Origin of the sequence: Amycolatopsis sp. WAC 04182 (assembly GCF_003947465.1) — a bacterium.
In the GTDB taxonomy this organism is placed as follows: Bacteria; Actinomycetota; Actinomycetes; order Mycobacteriales; family Pseudonocardiaceae; genus Amycolatopsis.
In genome coordinates, this window is record NZ_QHJJ01000010.1 from 156,509 (window position 1) to 175,932 (window position 19,424).

General features: G+C 70.4%; 17 protein-coding genes. 3 read left to right on the forward strand and 14 right to left on the reverse strand.

Going from position 1 to position 19,424, the window contains the following annotated elements; all coding sequences use genetic code 11:
• Nucleotides 1-32: 32 nt before the first annotated feature.
• From DMH01_RS40370 to DMH01_RS40415, 10 genes are all read right to left on the reverse strand, one after another.
• Nucleotides 33-1,091, reverse strand: a complete 1,059-nt coding sequence (locus tag DMH01_RS40370) for a M48 family metallopeptidase (RefSeq protein ID WP_125684413.1) — start codon at nucleotides 1,089-1,091, stop codon at nucleotides 33-35.
• A gap of 48 nt (nucleotides 1,092-1,139) precedes the next feature.
• Nucleotides 1,140-1,745 (reverse strand): DUF2567 domain-containing protein, encoded by a 606-nt coding sequence (locus tag DMH01_RS40375; RefSeq protein WP_125684415.1) that lies wholly within the window; start codon nucleotides 1,743-1,745, stop codon nucleotides 1,140-1,142.
• Between the two features lie 86 nt (nucleotides 1,746-1,831).
• Nucleotides 1,832-2,035, reverse strand: coding sequence for a hypothetical protein (locus DMH01_RS40380; RefSeq protein ID WP_125684417.1), 204 nt, complete (start codon nucleotides 2,033-2,035; stop codon nucleotides 1,832-1,834).
• On the reverse strand, nucleotides 2,022-3,038 hold the full coding sequence (gene bioB, locus DMH01_RS40385) for a biotin synthase BioB (RefSeq protein WP_034321321.1): 1,017 nt from the start codon (nucleotides 3,036-3,038) through the stop codon (nucleotides 2,022-2,024). Before bioB ends, DMH01_RS40380 begins: the two co-directional genes overlap by 14 nt.
• Before the next feature lie 84 nt (nucleotides 3,039-3,122).
• Nucleotides 3,123-3,845 (reverse strand): dethiobiotin synthase, encoded by a 723-nt coding sequence (bioD, locus tag DMH01_RS40390; RefSeq protein ID WP_125684419.1) that lies wholly within the window; start codon nucleotides 3,843-3,845, stop codon nucleotides 3,123-3,125.
• 105 nt (nucleotides 3,846-3,950) lie between these two features.
• A complete protein-coding gene (locus DMH01_RS40395; RefSeq protein ID WP_125684603.1) occupies nucleotides 3,951-6,155 on the reverse strand; it encodes a bifunctional SulP family inorganic anion transporter/carbonic anhydrase in 2,205 nt (734 codons plus the stop codon).
• A gap of 401 nt (nucleotides 6,156-6,556) precedes the next feature.
• Nucleotides 6,557-8,815 (reverse strand): bifunctional SulP family inorganic anion transporter/carbonic anhydrase, encoded by a 2,259-nt coding sequence (locus DMH01_RS40400; protein WP_125684421.1) that lies wholly within the window; start codon nucleotides 8,813-8,815, stop codon nucleotides 6,557-6,559.
• Between the two features lie 239 nt (nucleotides 8,816-9,054).
• On the reverse strand, nucleotides 9,055-10,335 hold the full coding sequence (locus DMH01_RS40405) for an adenosylmethionine--8-amino-7-oxononanoate transaminase (protein WP_125684423.1): 1,281 nt from the start codon (nucleotides 10,333-10,335) through the stop codon (nucleotides 9,055-9,057).
• 25 nt (nucleotides 10,336-10,360) lie between these two features.
• The gene (locus DMH01_RS40410) at nucleotides 10,361-11,569 is read right to left on the reverse strand and encodes a cytochrome P450 (protein ID WP_125684425.1); all 1,209 of its coding nucleotides are present in this window, start codon (nucleotides 11,567-11,569) and stop codon (nucleotides 10,361-10,363) included.
• A 25-nt stretch (nucleotides 11,570-11,594) separates the two neighbouring features.
• On the reverse strand, nucleotides 11,595-11,948 hold the full coding sequence (locus DMH01_RS40415; protein ID WP_125684427.1) for an SRPBCC domain-containing protein: 354 nt from the start codon (nucleotides 11,946-11,948) through the stop codon (nucleotides 11,595-11,597).
• A 124-nt stretch (nucleotides 11,949-12,072) separates the two neighbouring features.
• On the opposite strand from DMH01_RS40415, the gene DMH01_RS40420 reads away from it, so the two are divergent.
• A complete protein-coding gene (locus tag DMH01_RS40420) occupies nucleotides 12,073-12,696 on the forward strand; it encodes a uridine kinase (protein WP_125684429.1) in 624 nt (207 codons plus the stop codon).
• 4 nt (nucleotides 12,697-12,700) lie between these two features.
• Here the strand turns inward: DMH01_RS40420 and DMH01_RS40425 are convergent, their stop codons facing one another.
• From DMH01_RS40425 to DMH01_RS40440, 4 genes are all read right to left on the reverse strand, one after another.
• Entirely contained in the window at nucleotides 12,701-13,858 is a 1,158-nt protein-coding gene (locus DMH01_RS40425) for a glycosyltransferase family 4 protein (RefSeq protein ID WP_199745807.1), read from the reverse strand.
• A 77-nt stretch (nucleotides 13,859-13,935) separates the two neighbouring features.
• The gene (locus DMH01_RS40430) at nucleotides 13,936-14,988 is read right to left on the reverse strand and encodes an NlpC/P60 family protein (RefSeq protein ID WP_199745808.1); all 1,053 of its coding nucleotides are present in this window, start codon (nucleotides 14,986-14,988) and stop codon (nucleotides 13,936-13,938) included.
• 445 nt (nucleotides 14,989-15,433) lie between these two features.
• Nucleotides 15,434-15,676 (reverse strand): hypothetical protein, encoded by a 243-nt coding sequence (locus DMH01_RS40435; RefSeq protein WP_125684431.1) that lies wholly within the window; start codon nucleotides 15,674-15,676, stop codon nucleotides 15,434-15,436.
• Nucleotides 15,677-15,837: 161 nt separating this feature from the next.
• Nucleotides 15,838-17,226: an NYN domain-containing protein gene (locus tag DMH01_RS40440; RefSeq protein WP_125684433.1), complete on the reverse strand. Its 1,389-nt coding sequence runs from the start codon at nucleotides 17,224-17,226 to the stop codon at nucleotides 15,838-15,840.
• Nucleotides 17,227-17,311: 85 nt separating this feature from the next.
• Between DMH01_RS40440 and DMH01_RS40445 the strand changes: the two genes are divergently transcribed.
• Entirely contained in the window at nucleotides 17,312-19,033 is a 1,722-nt protein-coding gene (locus DMH01_RS40445) for a DEDD exonuclease domain-containing protein (protein WP_125684435.1), read from the forward strand.
• 39 nt (nucleotides 19,034-19,072) lie between these two features.
• Nucleotides 19,073-19,357, forward strand: coding sequence for an Lrp/AsnC family transcriptional regulator (locus DMH01_RS40450; RefSeq protein ID WP_005154220.1), 285 nt, complete (start codon nucleotides 19,073-19,075; stop codon nucleotides 19,355-19,357).
• Nucleotides 19,358-19,424 lie beyond the last annotated feature (67 nt).

Consider the following 19,424-nt stretch of genomic DNA (forward strand, 5'->3'; position numbering starts at 1 on the left):
AGGAAAGGACCTTTCATAGCACGCGCGAGGGGCTACTTACCGGACTCCGGCGCCGAACCGTCGTCCGCACCGTTGCCCCCGCCGAACTTGCTCCACACCTTGCCCGCCGCCCCGGACACCGCCTCGCCGACGTCGCTGAACACCTTGGTCAGCGGGTCGGCCGAGCTGTTCCAGGAGTCCTTGTACGACTTCGCGGCCGACTTCAGGTCGTCGGTCCAGTTGGACGACGGCGCGTCGTCGTCGCGGCGCGGGTACTCGCCCGCCAGGATGCCGCGGTACTCCTCCGACGCGGCCCACTTCTGCAGTTGCGCGGCGCGCACGACGGCCAGCGGATGCGACATCGTCTCGACGTAGCGCAGCTTCAGGTAGCTGTCGCGGATGTCCTCGACCGACTCGTATTCCGCCGCCTGCTGCAGGAACGCCGGGATGTCGATCTTCGACGGGTCGATCCCGCCCGCGACCAGGATCTGCGAGCGCAGCGCCGCCGTCGGGTCCTGCGAGCACAGCAGGCCGGCGCGGTCGCAGGACAGTTCGGCCTTGCGGTACCACTCGCGCAGCGCGGCGATGACGACGCGGATGCCGATCGCGCTCACCGGCGTCCACGACATCGACATCTGCAGGCCGATCAGCCGGATCATGATGGTGCGGTACACCGCGTGGCCGGACAGCACGTGCCCCATCTCGTGCCCGATCACGAACCGCAGCGACGCGAGGTCCATCGCCTCGACGGCCGCGGTGTTGAGCACGATGAACGGCTCGTCCATGCCGATCGTCTGCGCGTTGACCTCGGGGCTGCGGGCGACGAACAGGTTCGGCACGCGGTCGAGGTCGAGTGTTTCGGCGCATTCGTTGCGCAGTTTGTCCAGCTCCGGATACTGCTTCGGGCCGACCCTGATCGCGGACGCGAGCGCCATCAGCCGCTCGCCGCGTTCGGCGTAGAAGCCCGAAACCGCCTTGACGACCTGCGCGAACCCCGGAACGGCGCGCAGTGTGGCCAGTGCGCCACGGTCGACGGGGTGTTCATACGCGCGCGGGCTGATGCCCGGGAAGCGGACGGCGTTGTGCCGGGAAACCTCGATGTCGTCGGTCAAGAGAAAGCCCCCTAGAGCTGTGTCCTGGCCCACCCTAGAGGAAATTCGTCAGCCGAGGCGGCGGCCCAGGTCTTCCCGTCCGTTCCACGCGGTCAGCAGCGTGTACACCAGCGTGGTCATCAACGGCGCGGCGAGCATGATCCACGGGGATTCGATCTGCGGCGCCTTCGCGATGACGTCGCCGACGGCGGGCGTCGAGGCGATCTCGTAGCGGCCGTTGGCGAACGCGACGCCCATCGTCGTCCCCAGCCAGCCCGCGAGGGTCGCTCCGCCGGTCGCGGCGATCAGCACGACCGGACCGCGGCGCTCCCGGAGCAGCCAGGTCACGATGCCGATCAGCAGCCCGGCGCCGAGCGCGAGGAAACCGTAGACGGCAAGGTCGTCGAAGCGGTGCCAGCTTTCCAGCTCCAGCGGGGCGAGGGTGCCGCGGTCGTTGATCACGCGCATCCGCTGGGGCGGCGCGAGCCGCGACCACAGCCAGGCCAGCGGGAAACCGAGCAGGCCCGCCGTGGACAGGACGCTGATCGCCGGAAGCAGATCGGCCTTGACGACGACCTTGGGATACGGACGGCGCGGCCTCGGCAGCACGGGCACCGACCAGGGGTCGGGCACGCTGGAAGAAAGGTGCGCCGGTTTACCGGTCGTCTCGCCCAACCCCGGACTCCTCCCTCGTGCTGCTTGTGCAGAGCGTAACCAATGACGCCCCCAGCGCACGCAACCCGGCACCGAATCGCGGGAAGTCAGCCGGCGAGTTCACCGTGACGGCTGCACCGGGCCGTCCAGCCGACCGGGGTGATCTGGACGACCATCCGCCGCGCGCAGTACGTGCAGTAGCGCGGCGGTTCGAGTGCCGTTCTCGGGTTGTGGCAGGCCGGATGTTCCGCGCCACCGTCGGACGGCTGTCCACAGTGGACGCAGAACGCGGGTCGGTCAGAGGACGTCACTGATCGCCTTCACCGGCATCTTCAGCTCTTCGAGCATCGCCAGATCCGCGGTGGCCGGGCGGCCGAGGTTGGTCAGGTAGTTGCCGACGATGATCGCGTTGATGCCGCCGAGCATGCCCTGTTTGGTGCCCAGGTCGCCGAAGGTCAGCTCACGGCCGCCGGAGAAACGGAGCAGCGGCCGGGGCATCGCCAGCCGGAACGCGGCCACGGTGCGCAGCGCGTCCTTGCCCTCGACGACCTCGTAGCCCTCGTACGGCGTACCCGGCTGCGGGATGAGGAAGTTCATCGTGCACTCGTCGGGGTTCAGCTCGGCCAGCTGCGCGGCGAACTCGGCGCGCTGCTCGATGCTCTCCCCCATGCCGATGATGCCGCCGCAGCAGACCTCCATGCCCGCCTCGCGGATCATGCGCAGGGTCTCCCAGCGCTCTTCCCACGTGTGCGTGGTGACGACGTTCGCGAAATGCGAGCGCGCGGTCTCCAGGTTGTGGTTGTAGCGGTGCACGCCCATCTCGACGAGCTCGTCGACCTGCTCCTGGGTGAGCATGCCGAGCGAGCAGGCGATCTGGATGTCGTTGCCGTCCTCGCGGATGGCCTTGATCCCCTCGCGGACCTGCGAGAGCAGCCGCTTGTCGGGGCCGCGGACGGCGGCGACGATGCAGAACTCGGTCGCGCCGGTCTCGGCGGTCTGGCGGGCGGCCTTGACCAGGCCGGGGATGTCCAGCCACGCCGACCGCACCGGCGTCGGGAAGCGGCCGGACTGCGAGCAGAAGTGGCAGTCCTCCGGGCAGCCGCCGGTCTTGAGGCTGATGATGCCCTCGACCTCGACCTCGGGGCCGCACCAGCGCATCCGGACCTCGTGGGCCAGCGCCAGCAGGTCGGTCAGGTGGTCGTCGTCGAGCCGCAGGACTTCGAGGATCTGCTCTTCGCTGAGCCCGACACCACGCTCGAGGACCTGGTCACGCGCCACGGCGAGGATGTCGACGGTCTCCGGGGCAGTGGTCACGAGGCGGCTCCTGTTCGGGGTGGGGCGGTGAAGCAAAGGCACATCATCGTGCACGACCGGGCGCCTCGGCCACAGCGACGCAGGTCACTTCTGCGCCGACGCGCGGCCGACGAAGCATTCCGGGTCGAACTCCCCGCCGAACCACGGCGAGAGACCCGCCCTGGCCCGGTCGGTGAACTCCTCGGGAGTGGCCGTGCCCAGCCCGGCAGGCAGCACGCCCAGCAACGGGGCCCCGGCGGCGACCGGCAGATCCCGCAGGTTCGACACCGCCGCCAGATCCGGCTCGTCGGGCCACGAGCCGATGATCACCCCGGCCACGGTGAGCCCGCGTCTGGTGGCGACCTCGGCGGTCAGCGCGGTCGCGTTGAGCGTGCCCAGCCCGGCCTCGGCGACGATGATGACCAGCGCGCCCAGCGACCACGCGACGTCGGCCAGCGTGGCCCCGTCGGCGTCGAAGCGGACCAGCAGGCCACCCGCGCCTTCGATGAGCGTGAGGTCGTGTTCGCCGTTGAGGTCGCTCGCCGCGGCGGCGATCTCGCTCGGGGCCAGCGTCGGCAGTCCCGAGAGCCTGGCGGCCGCCTCCGGCGACAGCGGATCCGGGTATCTCCGCAGCTCACGGGTGGTGACCGGGCCGGCGAGCCGGAGCACGTCGGCGAGGTCGCCCGGTTCGTCCGGGCCCACTCCGGTCTGCGCCGGTTTCAGCACGGCGACACGCTGGCCCTGACCGGCGGCCAGAGCGGCGATGGCGGCGGTGGAGATCGTCTTGCCGACACCCGTACCGGTGCCGGTCATGACCAGCATGCTCACGTGCACTGAATCTAGTCTGCGGGGCGCAGCCCCTCCGTTGAGGGTGGTGGCGGGGCGGGGTCCGGGCTTAGTGGGTCGGGGTGGAGGACGGCTGAACCGGGACCGTCAGCTCCCCTGTTCGGGGACGGCGGCGACGGCGCCGACCGGGGTGAAAGCCGGGCTCTCGTCGTCGGACAGGTAGACCTGCGCCGCCCCGACGTCGAAGTACATCCCGGTCAGGTGCAGGTCGCCGCGTGCCTCCGCCTCGGCGATCAGCGGGTAGTGGCGCAGGTGCTCCAGCTGCTGCAGCACGTTCTGCAGGGCCAGCCGGTTGACCTCGGATTCCGGGCGTTCGCCGTCGAGGGTCACCGTCACCTTGCGGTTCGCGCTCGGCTCGGCGTGCCGCAGCCACGAAGCCAGCATCGGCGCGCCGTCCGGGGCGCCGGTCGCCAGTGCCTGCATCGCGCCGCAACCGGAGTGACCGCAGACCACGATCTCGCGCACCTTCAGCACCCCGACGGCGAACTCGACGGTGGCGCCCATCGACGGGTCGGCCCGGCGGGCGGGCACCAGGTTCCCGATGTTGCGGACGGTGAACAGGTCGCCGGGTCCGCTCGTGGTGATCATGTTCGGCACGATCCGCGCGTCACCGCAGGTGATGAACAGGGTGTGCGGCGACTGGCCGCCCGCCAGTTTGCTGAGCGCGGGCTGCATGAGCGCGGCGGTGCGCCGCTGGAACTCGGTCGCCCCGCGCCGGGTGGGCCCGCCGCGCTGGCCGGGCACCTCGACGTCCTTGGCCTGCCAGTCGGACCACGGCGCGAGGAACCGCGGCACCGAACGCATGGCGGCCGTCCTGGTCAGCGTGGGATCGCCGGATTTGCCGTTGGCGAACCACGGGTGCCCGACCTCGTCGACGGTCACCTTCCCGCCGGTGCGTTCGTGTCCCTGCTGCCAGTTCGAGAGGCTTTCGAAGGCGGCGTGGTCGAGGTAGTCGACGACCAGTTCCAGGGTCACCTTCGCGCCGTCGGGCACGGTCGCGAGCACCCGGCTGAGCCTCGGCACCGAAAGGAACGTCAGGACGCCTTCGACGACGACGCGCCATTCGTCACCGTCGCGTTCGGCGTGGATCCCGGACCACACTGTGCGCCGCAGCATCAGCAGTACCGAAAGCGCGATCCCGAGCAGGACGCCGGTGAGCAGGTCGAAGACGACGACCCCGGCGAGCGTCACCAGGTACAGCCCCAGGTCGCCGTGTTTGAGGACCTGCTTCATGTGGCCGGGGTTCACCAGCTTCGCGCCGACGTGGACGAGCAGGCCCGCCAGCGCGGCGAGCGGGATGTTCTGGATCAGCCCGGCGAACGCGGCGACGAACACCAGGATCCAGACGCCGTGCAGGATCGCGGACACGCGGGTGCGGGCACCGGCGGCGACGTTGGTGGAACTGCGGACGATCACGCCGGTGACCGGGAGGCCGCCCAGCGCGCCGGAGGTCATGTTCGCGGCGCCCTGCCCGATCAGCTCGCGGTCGAGGTTCGACCGCGGTCCGGTGTGCATCTTGTCGACGGCGACGGCCGAAAGCAGGCTTTCCACGCTGGCGATCAGCGCGATGGTGATGACCGCGACGGCGAACGCGCCCCAGCCGGCGTCCGGGAATTCGGGAGCGAAGCGGATGTTGAGCAGGTCGCCCGGGAGGTCGACGCGGGGCAGGGTCATCCCGGCGGCGACGGACAGCACGGTCACCACCGCGATCGCGGCGAGCGGTCCTGGCACCTTGCGGACGGACTCGGGAAGCCGTGGCCACAGCAGCAGGATGCCGATGGTGAGCACGCCGATCAGCGCGGCGGTGTCGTGGTGACCGACGATCTGGGCGGGCAGTTCGGCGATGTTCTTGAGCGCCGAGCTCTGCGCCGTTCCGCCCAGTACGACGTGGAGCTGGCCGAGGACGATCGTGACGCCGATACCGGCGAGCATGCCGTGGACGATGGCGGGCGAGATCGCGAGTGCCGCGCGGGCGATGCGGCTCAGCCCGAGCAGGATCTGGAGCGCGCCGGCGGCGACGGTGATCGCGCACGTGGTCGCCCAGCCGAAGGTCGCGATGGTTTCGGCCATGATCACCGTCAGCCCGGCGGCCGGGCCGCTGACCTGAAGGGGTGAGCCACCGAGGGCTCCGGCGACCACACCTCCCACCACGGCGGCGATCAACCCCGCGACGATCGGCGCTCCTGACGCGAGAGCGATCCCGAGTGACAGCGGGACGGCGACGAGGAACACCACCAACGAGGCGGGCAGGTCGTGCCGGAGCACGGCGAGGGGTTTTTTGATGATCACCATCATGATCACCAGGTAACTGGTGAATTGTCCGATATGCACCACCCTATCGAGTGAATATCACCCCACTGGCGGGTGGCGTGGCCCACTTTCGGCCTGTTCTGTTGCCTGGAGATGTCTCGCGCGTTGCGAAAAGCCTTACGGGCTCCCGAATCCTGGGATGTATCGGTCGGCCGCCCGGTCAACTCGGCCATGTCCGTGAAGGCCGCTCCTGCCAGGCGAGGCGTTGCGAAAGCCACTTTCGCAACGTTGAAGGTTGCGAAAGTGGCTTTCGCAACCTGTCCCGCCCCTTACGCTCGGCCGCTCCACCCGTGGCGCCGGGCCGTGTCGCGAAAGCCACTTTCGGGACGTCTGACGTCTCGAAAGTGGCTTTCGCGACCTACTCGCGCGGCTTCAGCACGCGCTCAGGACTTCACCGGGGTCGCCGCCGAAGTGAACGACCGCAGCGCTTCGTCGAGCAGGTACACATTCGCCTTCCCGACGTCGAAGTACATCCCCGTCAGCCGGAGTTCGCCCCGCGCCAGCGCGGCCTCGACCACCGGGTACGAGCGCAGGTTTTCCAGCTGCTGCACCACGTTGTGCAAGGCGAGCAGATCCGCCTCGTGGCCGGGACGGACGCCGTCGAGCAGCACCGGCCCTTCGCTTTCCCTGCGCCGCATCGTCGCCTCGCCGTGACGCAGCCAGCCACCGAGCAGCGCGAGACCGGCGGGCGCGTCACCGAGCAGCGCCTTCATCGCCCCGCAGCCGGAATGCCCGCACACCACCACTTCCCGCACCCGCAGCAGCCCGACGGCGTACTCGATCGCCGCCCCCACCGAGAAATCCGCTTCGGCGCCGGCGTGCGGGACGAGGTTTCCGATGTTCCGCACGGTGAACAGGTCCCCCGGCCCGCTGGTGGTGATCAGGTTCGGCACGATCCGCGCGTCGCCGCAGGTGACGAACAACGTGTGCGGCCGTTGCCCGTTCGCCAGCCCGTCCCACGTGCTGCGCAGCAACGGCGCCGTCCGCCGCTGGAACTCCGAAGCACCACGACACAGCGGAACGCTGCCGCCGCGCTGGCTCGGCAGTTCGAGATGTTCGGCCTGCCATTGCGACCACGGCGCGAGCCACCGCGGCACCACGCGGGACGCGACGCCGCGGCGCACGGTCGGCACGCCCGCCTTGCCGCGGCCGAACCACGGATGCCCGATCTCGTCGACGATCACGGTTCCCCCGGCGCGTTCGTACGCGCGCTGCCAGCCGCGCAGGCAGTCGAAAGCGGCGTGGTCGAGGTAGTCGACGCAGAGTTCGAGCGTCACCTCCGAACCCTCGGGGACTTGGGTCAGGACGGTCGTGAGCCTTGGCACGGAAAGGAAAGTGAGCGCGCCTTCGATGACGACGCGGCTCCGCGGGCCGTCCCGTTCGACGTGGATCCCGGAGAACAGCATGCGGCGCAGCATCAGCACGAGCGCCACCACGATCCCCGCGGCGACACCGGTGAGCAGGTTGACCGCGACCGCGCCGAGCAGGGTCGCGAGGTAGACCGGCAGGTCGCCGTGGCGGCGGACCTCACGAAGATTGGTGAGGTTGACCAGTTTGGCGCCGACGTAGACGAGGAGGCCGGCGAGCGCGGCGAGCGGGATCAGCCGCAGCGCGCCCGCCAGGAACAGGCAGCAGCCGAGGATCCAGACGCTGTGCAGGATCGCCGACATCCGGGTGCGGGCGCCCGCTTCGAAGTTGGTCATGGTGCGCACGACGACGCCGGTGACCGGGAATCCGCCGAGCGAGCCGGCGGCGGCGTTCGCCAGGCCCTGCCCGATCAGTTCGCGGTTGAGGTCGGTGCGCGGCCCGTCGCGGAGTTTGTCGATGGCGACGGCGGAAAGCAGGCTCTCCAGGCTGGCGATGAGCGCGATGGAGAGGACGGCGGCGATGATCGCGGTCCAGGACCCGGACGGCGCCTCGGGGACGAAACCCAGCCCTGGCAAGCCGTTCGGGAGGTCGACGCGCGGCAGGTCCATCCCGGCCGCGACGGAAAGGCCGGTCGCCAGCGCGACGGCGGCGAGCGGGCCGGGGACGCGGCGCACCGAGCGCGGCATCCGGGTCCAGGCCAGCAGAACACCGACGGTGACGACACCGATCAGCGCGGCCTGGTCGTGGTGCCCGACGATCCGGCCCGGCAGCGCGAGGAGGTTCTCGATCGCGGAACTCCGCGCCGTGCCACCGAGCACGACGTGCAGCTGGCCGAGGACGAGGATCAGGCCGATCCCGGCGAGCAGGCCGTGCACGATGGCAGGCGAGATCACCAACGTCGCCCGTGCGACGCGGCAGACGCCGAAGAGGATCTGGACCACGCCCGCCGCGGCGGTGATCGCGCAGGTGGCGGCCCAGCCGAAGGTGGCGATGGTCTCCGCGATGACAATGGTCAGCGCGGCGGAGGGACCGCTGACTTGCAGAACGGAGGCGCCGAAGAGGCTCGCGACGATTCCGCCGACGACGGCGGAGATGAGTCCCGCGAGCAAGGGGGCTCCGGCGGCGTGTGCGACGCCGAGCGAAAGCGGGACGGCCACGAGGAAGACGACGACCGAAGCCGGGAGGTCGTGGCGAAGGTTCTTCAGGAGGGTCGATGCGGGATTGCGGCGGCCCGGGGGCCCGGTGTCGTGCTCGTCACCAACGAAGTCGATCATGGGGGCAGGAAACCCGATCGGCGCGCAAAAGTCCGCTACGCAAAGGTTTCTCAGGTTTGCTTGTGCACCAGGGAACTAGGGCATAGTGCGCTTTTGCGACAAAGTGCCCGAGTTGGACCTCGATCGGACTCGCCCGTTCGCTTGACCAAGATCAACTCGCGACCACGCTCTGTACCCAGCGTGGCCTCTCCGGTTTGCTGTGGCCGCAGTCACACTCTTTGGGTTGAATTTCGCCGTTTTTACGCTTTTTGAGCGGCCGAGACCATTGCGGAGGTGATCGCGGCGAGGTCGTCCGCCTCGGAGATGTAGGGCGGCATCGTGTAGAGCAGGTTGCGGAAGGGGCGCAGCCAGACCCCGTTCGCGGTGAGGACCTCGGTCGCCACGGCCATGTCCACGGGATGGTCCAGTTCCACCACGCCGATGGCGCCGAGCACTCGCACGTCGGCGACCGCGGGCAGCTCGCGAGCCGGTTCGAGCCCGGCCTTCAGCGCGGCCTCGATCCTCGGGACGTCGGACTTCCAGCCGCCTTCGGCCAGGATCCCCAGCGAGGCGTTGGCGACGGCCGAAGACAACGGGTTCGCCATGAACGTCGGGCCGTGCGCCAGCACCGGCAGCTCACCGCGCGAGATCCCGTCGGCGATCTCCGGCGTGCACAGCGCCGCCGCCATCGTCAGGTACCCACCGGTCAGCGCCTTGCCGAGGCACAGGACGTCGGGCGTGACCCCGGCGTGCTCGGCGGCGAACATCCGGCCGGTGCGGCCGAAACCGGTGGCGATCTCGTCGAAGACGAGCAGGACGTCGTTGGCCTCGGTGATCTCGCGCAGCGCGCGCAGGTACGCGGGCGGGTGGAACCGCATACCGCCGGCACCCTGCACGACCGGCTCGACGATGACCGCGGCCAGCTCGCCCGCGTGCCGCTCGATCTCGGTCGCGAGCAGCTCGAGATACGCCGGATCCGGCTCGTCGGCGAAACCGCCGGGCGGCTTGGGCAGGAACAGCTGGTCCGGCAGGATCCCGCGCCACAGCGAATGCATCCCGCCCTCGGGATCGCAGACGCTCATCGGCGTGAACGTGTCGCCGTGGTACCCGCCGCGCCAGGTCATCAGGCGCCGCTTTTCCTTGCGCCCCACCGACTGCCAATACTGCAGGCACATCTTGACGGCGACCTCGACCGACACCGACCCGGAATCGCACAGGAAGACGTGCCGCAGCCCGTCCGGAGCGAGGTCGACCAGCGTCTTCGCCAGCCTGATGGCCGGTTCGTGGGTGAGCCCGCCGAACATCACGTGACTCATCCGGCCCGCCTGCTCGGCCAGCGCCGCGTCCAGCACCGGGTTCCGGTAGCCGTGGATCGCCGCCCACCAGGACGACATGCCGTCGACCAGCTCGCGGCCGTCGTCGAGGGTGAGCCGGACCCCGCTCGCCTCGCGCACGAGCAGGGAATCGATCGTGCTCGGCATCGGCCCGTACGGGTGCCAGACGTGTTCCGCGTCGAGCGCGAGGAGTTCGGCGGCGTCCATCCGGCGACCCTACGACACCCTCTCCTCAGCGCAGGCGCACAGGGAGGGTTTCCAGCCCGTGGACGAGGGTGCTTTCCCGCCACCGCAAGGTTTCCGGCTCGGCGTCCAGGCTCAGCGCCGGGAACCGCTCCAGCAGCCCGCGCACCGCGATCTCGGCCTCCAGCCGGGCCAGCGGGGCGCCGACGCAGTAGTGGATGCCGTGCCCGAACGCGAGATGCCCGGTCGCCGACCGCGTGACGTCCAGCCGGTCCGGGTCTTCGAACCGTCCGGGGTCGCGGTTCGCGCCGAGCAGGGAGACGAGCACGAACTCGCCCGCCGGGATCTCGACGTCACCGACCGGGACGGGTTCACGGGTGAACCGGATGGTCGCCAGGTGGATCGCACCGTCGTAGCGCAGGAACTCCTCGATCGCGCCGGGCAGCAGGGCGGGATCGGCACGGAGCGCGGCCAGCTGGTCCGGCTCGCGCAGCAGCGCGAAAACGCTGTTCGCGATCAGGTTGACCGTCGTCTCGAACCCCGCCACCAACAGCAGGAACGCCATGGCCAGCAGTTCCCCGGCGGAGAGCGAATCGCCTTCGTCGCTGGCGTGGATCAGGCCCGAAAGCAGATCGTCGGCGGGTTCGGCGCGCTTTTCCTCGATGAGGTCGACGAGGTACGCGTGCATCTTCGCCGCCGCGGCTTGGAGTTCCTCCGGCGTCGACCAGGCGACCATCGTGTTCGACCACGTCGCGAACGCCGGCTGGTCGCCCGCGTGGACGCCGAGCAGTTCGCAGATCACCCGGATCGGCAGCGGAACCGCGAAAGCGGGCAGCAGGTCGGCACGCTCGGCGTCGCCGATGCCGTCCAGCAGTTCCGCGGTGATCTGCTCGATCCTCGGCCGCAGCCGGGAAACCGTACGCGAGGTGAAGGCCTGGTTGACCAGTTTGCGCAGCCGGGTGTGGTCCGGCGGGTCCGTGTTGAGCATGTGCCCGCCGAGCGCGCGTACGGCGTTGTCGGCCGCGGATTCGAAGCCGTCCCGCTCGAAGAGCCGCCGGATGGCCGCCGGATCCTTGCCGACGCGGGAATCCGCGAGGATCGCGCGGGCCTCGGCGTAGCCGGTGACGATCCAGACGTCCAGCCCGCGCGGCATCCGCACCTTGCGGGCCGGTCCTTCCGCCCGCAACAGCTCGGAGACCCGATGTGGTTCCTGGACGAGATCCTCGGCCAGGTTCCGTACGCTTTCGGCTGCCCCCATCGGTACGCCTCCCCCGGCGCGCGGGTCAGCGTTCGGCCAGCGCGGCCACCACTCGCTCGGTCACTTCCGTCCAGTATGCCCGCTGTTCTTCGCGCTCGTCGGCGCCCGCGAGCCATTCCTGGTGGAACCGGAGCGTGGTCTTCTGGTCGGTGCCGCTCACCGTGATCTGCAGGGTCGAGTCGTGGTCCCAATCCTTCGGCCGCCAGGTCAGCCGGAGCTTGTCGCCTTCGGAGCGACCGCGGATCTCCCCGGTCGTCCCGTTCGCCGTCTCGTACGCCGCGCCCAGCTCGGTGCCGAGCTCGGCGCCGGGGCCGAGCCAGATCCCCACACCCTCGCGTCCGACCAGGAAGTCCCAGACCTGGGCGCCGGTATACGGCACCGTCTGGGAAACGCCTACCTGCCAACCACTTCCGGCTGTTTTGGCCGTTGCTTTCGCCACCGGGCCATCATCCCATCGGGTGTACCGTGCGACAGTCACCGGTCCGGGTGGAGGATCTCTGTCTGTGCGCTACCGTCCGATTTCTCCCGCTCTGCTGGTCTCCGAACTGACCCAGCGCATCACGGCGATCACGGGCCGCCGCCGGATCGCGGTCGCGATCGACGGTGCGGCCGGTGCGACCAACACCACAGAACTCGCCGACGCCCTGGTCGATCCCCTGCGGGTCGCCGGTCACGCGGCGTTGCGGGTCTCGGCGAACGGCTTCCTCAGGCCGGCCTCGCTGCGGTTCGAACGCGGCAAGGAGGATCCGGATTCGCGCTACAGCGACTGGCTCGACCTGGGCGCCCTCCGCCGTGAGGTGCTCGACCCGCTCGCTGACGACGGCAGCGGCCTGGTCCTCCCGTCGCTGTGGGACCCGGCCCGCGATCGCGCCACGCGCGCCGAACGCGTCGCCCTGCCCGAGGGTGGCGTCGTGCTGCTGGACGGCGAGTTCCTGTTCGGGGCCGGGCTCGCTTTCGACCTGAGCGTGCATCTGTGGCTCTCCCCCGCCGCGCTGAAACGGCGGGTGCCCGACGAATGGGCGCTCCCCGCCTACGAACGCTACGAACGGGAAGTCGACCCGTCGGCGTTGTCCGATGTGGTGATCCGCGTCGACGATCCGAAGCATCCGGCGCGCTACGAACCCTGACTCGTCAGCGCACCGCCGCGACGGGGTCGCCGTCGAGCAGCCCGGAAAGCCTGCCCGCCATGGTGTCCCAGCGCCAGTTCTCGCCGACCCATTCGCGACCGGCCGCCCCCATACGCCGCGCCCGCACCGGATCGGCCAGCAACGAGGCCAGCGTCTCCCGCAACTGCTGTTCGTCACGGCCGTCGACCACGTGCCCGGTGACCTCGTCCAGCACCGTCTCGGGCGCGCCACCGGAATTCCCGGCGACGACCGGCAGCCCGGTCGCCGAGGCCTCCAGGTACACGATGCCCAGGCCCTCGACGTCGAGTCCCTTCCCGCGTGTCCGCGCCGGCATCGCGAAGACGTCGCCCGCGTTGTAGTGCGCGGGCAGTTCCTTCCACGGCACCGATCCGGTGATGACGACGCTGTCTTCGACGCCCAGCGCGTCGACGAGCCCGGTGAGCGTCTTGCGGTACGGGCCGCCGCCGACGATCAGCAGCGCCACGTCCGGGATCCGCTTGCGGAGTTCGGGCAGGATCTTGATCAGCATGTCCTGGCCCTTGCGCGGGACCAGCCGCGAAACGCACACGATCGTCGGACGGTCGCCGAGACCGTGCCGCTCGCGGATCTCCTTGCCCGCCGCCGGATCCGGGCGGTAGAGCTCGGTGTCGACACCGCACGGGAGCATCTCCAGCCCCGCCATCGGGCCGAAGGCGGCCGAGAACCGGGAGCGCGTGTACTTGCTGACGTAGGTGATCACGTCGACGGTGTCGCCGATCCGCCGCAACGCCTGCCGGGAGCCCGGCAGCATCGACCAGCCGACCTCGTGGCCGTGCGTCGACGCCAGCACCCGTCGGGCGCCCGCCGACCGCAGCGGATGACCCAGCAACGCCAGCGGCGCCGCGGCGCCGAACCAGACGGCCTCACAGTCGCGGGCGCGCATGATCTCCTTGGCCCGCTTGAGCACGTCCGGGGTCGGCAGCATCAGCGACGTCGGATGGCGCACCACCTCGAACGGGGCGGCGGCGTCGAACTCGCCGTGCGAGCCGGTGCTCGATTCCCAGGACGGCGCGTAGACGACCAGGTCGTCCGCGGGCAGGCGGGTGGCCAGCGAGTTCAGGTAGTTCTGGATGCCGCCCGGCCGGGGCGGGAAGTCGTTGGTCACCAGCAGGGTCCTCAGCACCCCTGCAGGCTACTTGGCCCGCCGCATACGAAAGGGGCGGCACCGCCTGCGCGGTACCGCCCCTTGTCGTCTGTTCGTCAGGCCGTCGGGCGACGGGCGCCGACGTAGTTGTTCTGCAGCGGCGACACCTTGACGACGTCACCGGTGGTCGGCGCGTGCACCATCATGCCGTTGCCGACGTACATGCCGACGTGCGAGACCGGCGAGTTGTAGAACACCAGGTCGCCCGGCTGAAGCTGCGAACGCTGCACAGCGGCGCCGAAGGTCGACTGCTGACGGCTGGACCGCGGCAGGGTGAGCCCGGCCTGCTTGTACGCCCAGAGCATCAGACCGGAGCAGTCGAAGGACGACGGGCCGACGTCGCCCCAGCCGTACGGGCTGCCGAGCTTGCTCTTGGCGGCCGCCAGGGCCGTCGCCGCGGCGGGACCCGGAGCGGGGACGTTGGGGAACGCGCCGCCCTTGTCCTTCTGGGCGTTGCGATCCGAAGCGCTGAGATTGTTGCTGGCCCGCTGGATCTCGGCGAGCTGGTCGTTCAGCGTCTTCTGCCGCGCCTCGATGTCCGTGGTCAGCTTGGCGGCCGTGTCACGGGCGGCGGTGGCCGCGTTCTGCGCGTCCGCCGCCTGCTTGGCAGCGGCCGCGGCCTGGGCGACGGCACCGCTCAGGTTGGTCAGCGCGGTGTTCTTGTTCGCGGCGAGGACCTCGAGCGCCGAGGAGCGCTCCAGGAAGTCCTGGGTCGACGCGCCCGACAGCAGCGACGACAGCTTGTTGAGCTGCACACCGCTGGTGAAGGAGGCACCGGCGAACCGGTTCACCTCGGCCTGGAACGTCTTCTCGTCACCGGCCGCCTTGACACCGAGTTCCTTGGCGGCGGCGGCGTCGGCGGTCGCCTTGTCGAGCTCGCTCTGCTTCGCGGCGAGGTCGTCCTTCGCCTTGAGGAGGTCTTCGTTCGCCTTCTCCGCCTGTGCCGCGAGGTCGCGGTACTTGGCGAGCGCGTCCGAGCCGGACGGGGGTTGTTGGAGGGCGGGGCCTGGGGCGGCAGTGGCCGGGGCCTGGACGACGGTCACCGCGGTGATCACCGCGGCGGCGGCCAAAGCTCCTGACACCACGCGCTTCACTGGATGCGACTGCACGGTCGCGCGTGTCTCCTTTGCTGTCGGCCACCGACTCGGAACCCGGGACGAAGAGGTCGGGGGCCCTCTTCCGCGAAGCCGCGTCGCCGGCCGTGAGGCCCGCGCGGTTCCCCGCGTTCCCGCCTTGCGCCTGGCCGAGAGCTATCGCAACAGGTTTGGCGCATGGCTGGTTCTGATGCAACTCCCCGACAAAGCTGCCTCGGTGGCGATCCCGTGTCGTCGTCTGGCGACGACTTCCGGCCACGAGATCTCGGACAGGTTACGAAACCACGGGCACGACGTCCACCATGGCAGGCGCAAAAACTCTCCGTGATGCGCCGAAACACCTTCGGACCAGCATGAGCGGAAACATGTGACGGGCGTTACATCCTGGGGCCTGTCACGACTACCTACCGTTCACCCGATCGGATCGACCACTCGTCGAATGTCCCGGTAGCGGCGTGTCTCAGGCCGACTTCCGGCGCTCCTGCTCCACGATCGCGACCATCCGGAGGCGCGGGATCATCCCCGCTTCCGCGAGCGCGTCGACCGCTTTTCGTTCGTCGGCGTCCCATTCGAGCGCCGGCGGCGCGCCGAGGAGGACGCTGACGACACAGTCATGACATGCGTCACCGCGGACCGCGCACCGGTCGCAATCGATGACGAGCGTCTCTATGTCCGCTATATCGGCGATGGCCTTGTCGGGCATCTCGGGCTCCTCACTTTCAGTGGTGAGGTGCACATTAAGAGCGACCACCGACAATTCCGGCCCTCGTGCGCTGAAGGGGACTTTCCCCGCGTCTCACGCGGCGAAGGGCGCTTTCACCGCATGCCATGCAGTGAAAGCGCCCTTCAGCCGCTCTTGAGACTTCACACCCGGCTGAGCCGCGACACCAGCACCGCGGACGGCACCGGGTGCGCGCCCTTGCGCCGCACCGAGTCCGCCACCGCCCGGTCCGTGCTCGCGACCACCATCGGCCGCCCCGGCGGCTCCGCCGCGACCAGGGACCGGATGACGTCGTCCGCGAGGACACCGCGTTCGGAGAACAGCACCCGCACCCCGCGCGGCACCGCCGCGGGCACGGAAAGCACACCGGCACCGTCGAACACCACGGTGACCTCGGCCGAAGTCCGCGCGGCGAGCGCGGAGAGCTGGTGGATCAGCCGGTCTCGCTGGTCGGACAACGCCAGCTCCGGATACCCGGTCTTCGTGACGTTGTAGCCGTCGACGATCAGGTGCACGTTGGGCAGCGCGAGATGCCGGTCGAGCCCCGTGACGTCCTGGATCTTGCCGCCCGCCCCGATACCCGACGTCGCGCCGCGGACCATGTCCGCCGGTCGCTGTCCCCGCGCGCTCACCGAAAGCTCCCGGCGCAGCCCGCCGACGGCGCCCTCGATCGTGTCCAGCAGCAGCCCGAGCCTGACCTCGTCGGCCTGACGCGCCTCACGGGCCGACTGACGGGCGATCTCGGCGTCCGTGACGGCCTTCTCGGCCCGCGCCCGCTCTGCCGCGACTCGCTGCCTCTCACGGTCCAACTGGGCCTTCAGCGCCTTGATCTCCTCGGCGCTCTCAGCGCCTCCGCTCTCCATCCGAGCGTGCGCCTCGGCGACGGCGTCCTTCGCCTGGCGCAGCTGGACACCTTGGTCCCGCAAACGCTTCAGCAGCTTCTCGACCTCGGCGTCGCGTTCTCCCCGCGCGCCGCTGGCGAGTTCCTTGGCCTCGCGCAACTCTTCGCGCAGCTGGGCCAGTTCGGCCTCCAGTCGCTGGTTGCGGGCCAGTGCGGCGTCCCGTTCGGCGCGCAACGCCGTCTCCTCGGCGTTCTTCGCCACCAGCCGGACCCGTCCGGCCGCGCCCGCCTCGCCGAGAAGCACGGCGGCGGCCGCGGCGGCGACGGAATCGGGGGCGTTCGGGTCCAGGGCGTCCTTGCGGTGGTCGCGCAGCCATTCGGTGACCGCGACCCGGAACTGCGAAGACTCCCCCAACGCGGCGAGCAGCGCCGTCCCGCCGAGTTTGGCGCGTTTCGCCGGGGCGAACTTCGCGACCGGGCGCAGCTGCCTCGGCACGTCGGCGACCGGCAGTTTGCCGACCGCGGCGGCCGCCAGCTCGGCGATCCGCTCGCGTACGGTCTCGGGCAAGGAGGTCCAGCCTTCGGCGGGCAGCTCTTCGGACGGCTCCTGCGCACCCGCCGACGCCACGACACCCGAGGGGCCACCGGTGGCGTCCTCGGGCGATTCGGGCACTGCGGGCTGCGGTTGCATCGCTCCAGCGTAGGCCCCATGCCCTCGGGGCGCGCTGGATGGGACGCCCCGGGATTGTCGGTGCCCGCCCCTACTGTGCCCGACCATGGACACCGGACGGCGGCCCGGCGCGGCGCAACTCGCCTTCGACGAGCTGGGAACTCCTTTGCGGGACATCACTTTCGTCGTATTCGACCTGGAGACCACGGGGACGAAACCCGGTCCGGACGGGATCACCGAGATCGGGGCGGTCAAGATCCGCGCGGGCGAGGTCGTCGGCGAATTCGCCACCTTCGTCAATCCGGGGATGCCGATCCCGCCGCAGATCGTCGAGCTCACCGGCATCACCGGCGCGATGGTCTACGACGCTCCCCGGATCGAGCGCGTGCTGCCCGCGTTCCTCGAGTTCATCTCCGGTGCCGTGCTCGTCGCGCACAACGCCGCCTTCGACACCGGCTTCATGCGCGCGGCCTGCGAAGGCCACGGCTACCACTGGCCGAAGACGGCCGTCGTCTGCACGGTCCGGCTCGCCCGCCGGGTCATCTCCCGCGACGAGACGCCCAGCTACCGGCTTTCCGCGCTGGCCGCGTTGTTCGGCGCGCGCACGACACCCAACCACCGCGCGCTCGCGGACGCGCGCGCCACCGTCGACGTCCTGCACGCCCTGCTCGAACGGGTGGGCAACCTCGGCGTCCACACCCTCGAGGAGCTGCTGGACTACCTGCCCGAGGTGACCCCGGCCCAGCGCCGCAAACGCTCGCTGGCCGAGCATCTGCCGTCGAGGCCCGGTGTCTACCTGTTCCGCGGCCCGAGCGACGAGGTCCTCTACGTCGGGACGTCGTCCGACCTGCGCCGCCGGGTCCGGCAGTACTTCACCGGTTCGGAGAGCCGCGGCCGGATCCGGGAGATGGTCGCGCTGGCCGAACGGGTCGACGCGGTCGAATGCGCGCACGCGCTGGAGGCCGCCGTCCGGGAACTGCGGCTGATCGCCGCCCACCGCCCGATGTACAACCGCCGGTCCAAGAACCCACGGCACGCGTGGTGGGTCGCGCTGACCGAGGAGGCGTTCCCCCGCCTGTCGGTGGTCCGCATGCCGCGAGACGGGATGCTGGGGCCCTTCCGCACCCAGACCGACGCCCGGACCGCCGCGGACACCCTCGCCGGGGCCTCGGGCCTGCGGACGTGCACCCAGCGCATCTCGGCCACCGCGCCGAACGGGACGCCCTGTGTCCTCGCCGAACTCGGGCGCTGCGGAGCGCCGTGCGCCGGGAAGCAGACGGTCGAGGCGTACCGGCCGAGTGTGCTGGCGGTGTCAGGGCTCATCGCCGGGACGGACGGACGTCCGCTGCGGGCCGCCGCCGAGCAGCTGGCCCGGCTCTCCGCGGCGGAACACTACGAACAGGCCGCCCAGCATCGCGACCAGCTGGCCGGGCTGGTCCGCGCGGTGGGCCGGGCGCACCGGCAGGCGGCGCTGGCCGGCATCCCGGAACTGATCGCCGCCGGGCCGGACGGGAACGGCGGCTGGGAGCTGGCGGTGATCCGGCACGGCAGGCTCGCGTCGGCGGGGGTCGCGCGGCGTGGGGTGCCGCCGATGCCGGTCGTCGAGATGCTCGTGGCCTCGGCGGAGACGGTGATCCCGGGGCCGGGCCCGCTCTTCGGCGCGATCCCGGAGGAGATCGGCATCCTCCTGCGCTGGCTGACCCGCCCCGGCGTCCGGCTCGTGCGCACGACGCATCCCTGGGCGGAGCCCGCCGCCGTCGCGGGCGGCTGGCAGGAATGGCTCGACCTGGCGGCGAGCGCGACGGCGCTGGAACGCGTGGCGGGCTAGGATTCCGGCACCGGATTCACTGATGTAGGAGGCGCTGTAGTGATCACCGCGATCGTGCTGATCCAGGTCGAGGCCGATGCCATCCCCGAGGCGGCACAGGCGATCGCGGACATCGAGGGTGTCCGCGAGGTCTACTCCTGCGCGGGCGACGTCGACCTGATCGCTTCGGTCCGCGTCGCGGCCCACGAAGACCTCGCGGATCTGATCCCGGCGAAGATCGGCAAGGTCCCCGGCGTGCTGAGCACGGTCACGCATATCGCGTTCCGCTCGTACTCGAAGGCCGACAGCGAGTCCGCGTTCGACATCGGCGTCGAAGGCGCCTGAGCTTCTTCCCTTGTAGCGCGTGAAGGCCCCCTTCCCTCGGCTGAGCCGAGGGAAGGGGGCCTTCACG

Bases quoted from the DNA above. Each gene is read 5' to 3' on its own strand.
- DMH01_RS40435 (WP_125684431.1), bottom strand. From the start codon at position 15,676: ATGCCCGACAAGGCCATCGCCGATATAGCGGACATAGAGACGCTCGTC.
- DMH01_RS40395 (WP_125684603.1), bottom strand. From the start codon at position 6,155: ATGGTGATCATCAAAAAACCCCTCGCCGTGCTCCGGCACGACCTGCCC.
- DMH01_RS40400 (WP_125684421.1), bottom strand. From the start codon at position 8,815: ATGATCGACTTCGTTGGTGACGAGCACGACACCGGGCCCCCGGGCCGC.
- DMH01_RS40410 (WP_125684425.1), bottom strand. From the start codon at position 11,569: ATGGGGGCAGCCGAAAGCGTACGGAACCTGGCCGAGGATCTCGTCCAG.
- DMH01_RS40445 (WP_125684435.1), top strand. From the start codon at position 17,312: ATGGACACCGGACGGCGGCCCGGCGCGGCGCAACTCGCCTTCGACGAG.
- DMH01_RS40440 (WP_125684433.1), bottom strand. From the start codon at position 17,226: ATGCAACCGCAGCCCGCAGTGCCCGAATCGCCCGAGGACGCCACCGGT.
- DMH01_RS40405 (WP_125684423.1), bottom strand. From the start codon at position 10,335: ATGGACGCCGCCGAACTCCTCGCGCTCGACGCGGAACACGTCTGGCAC.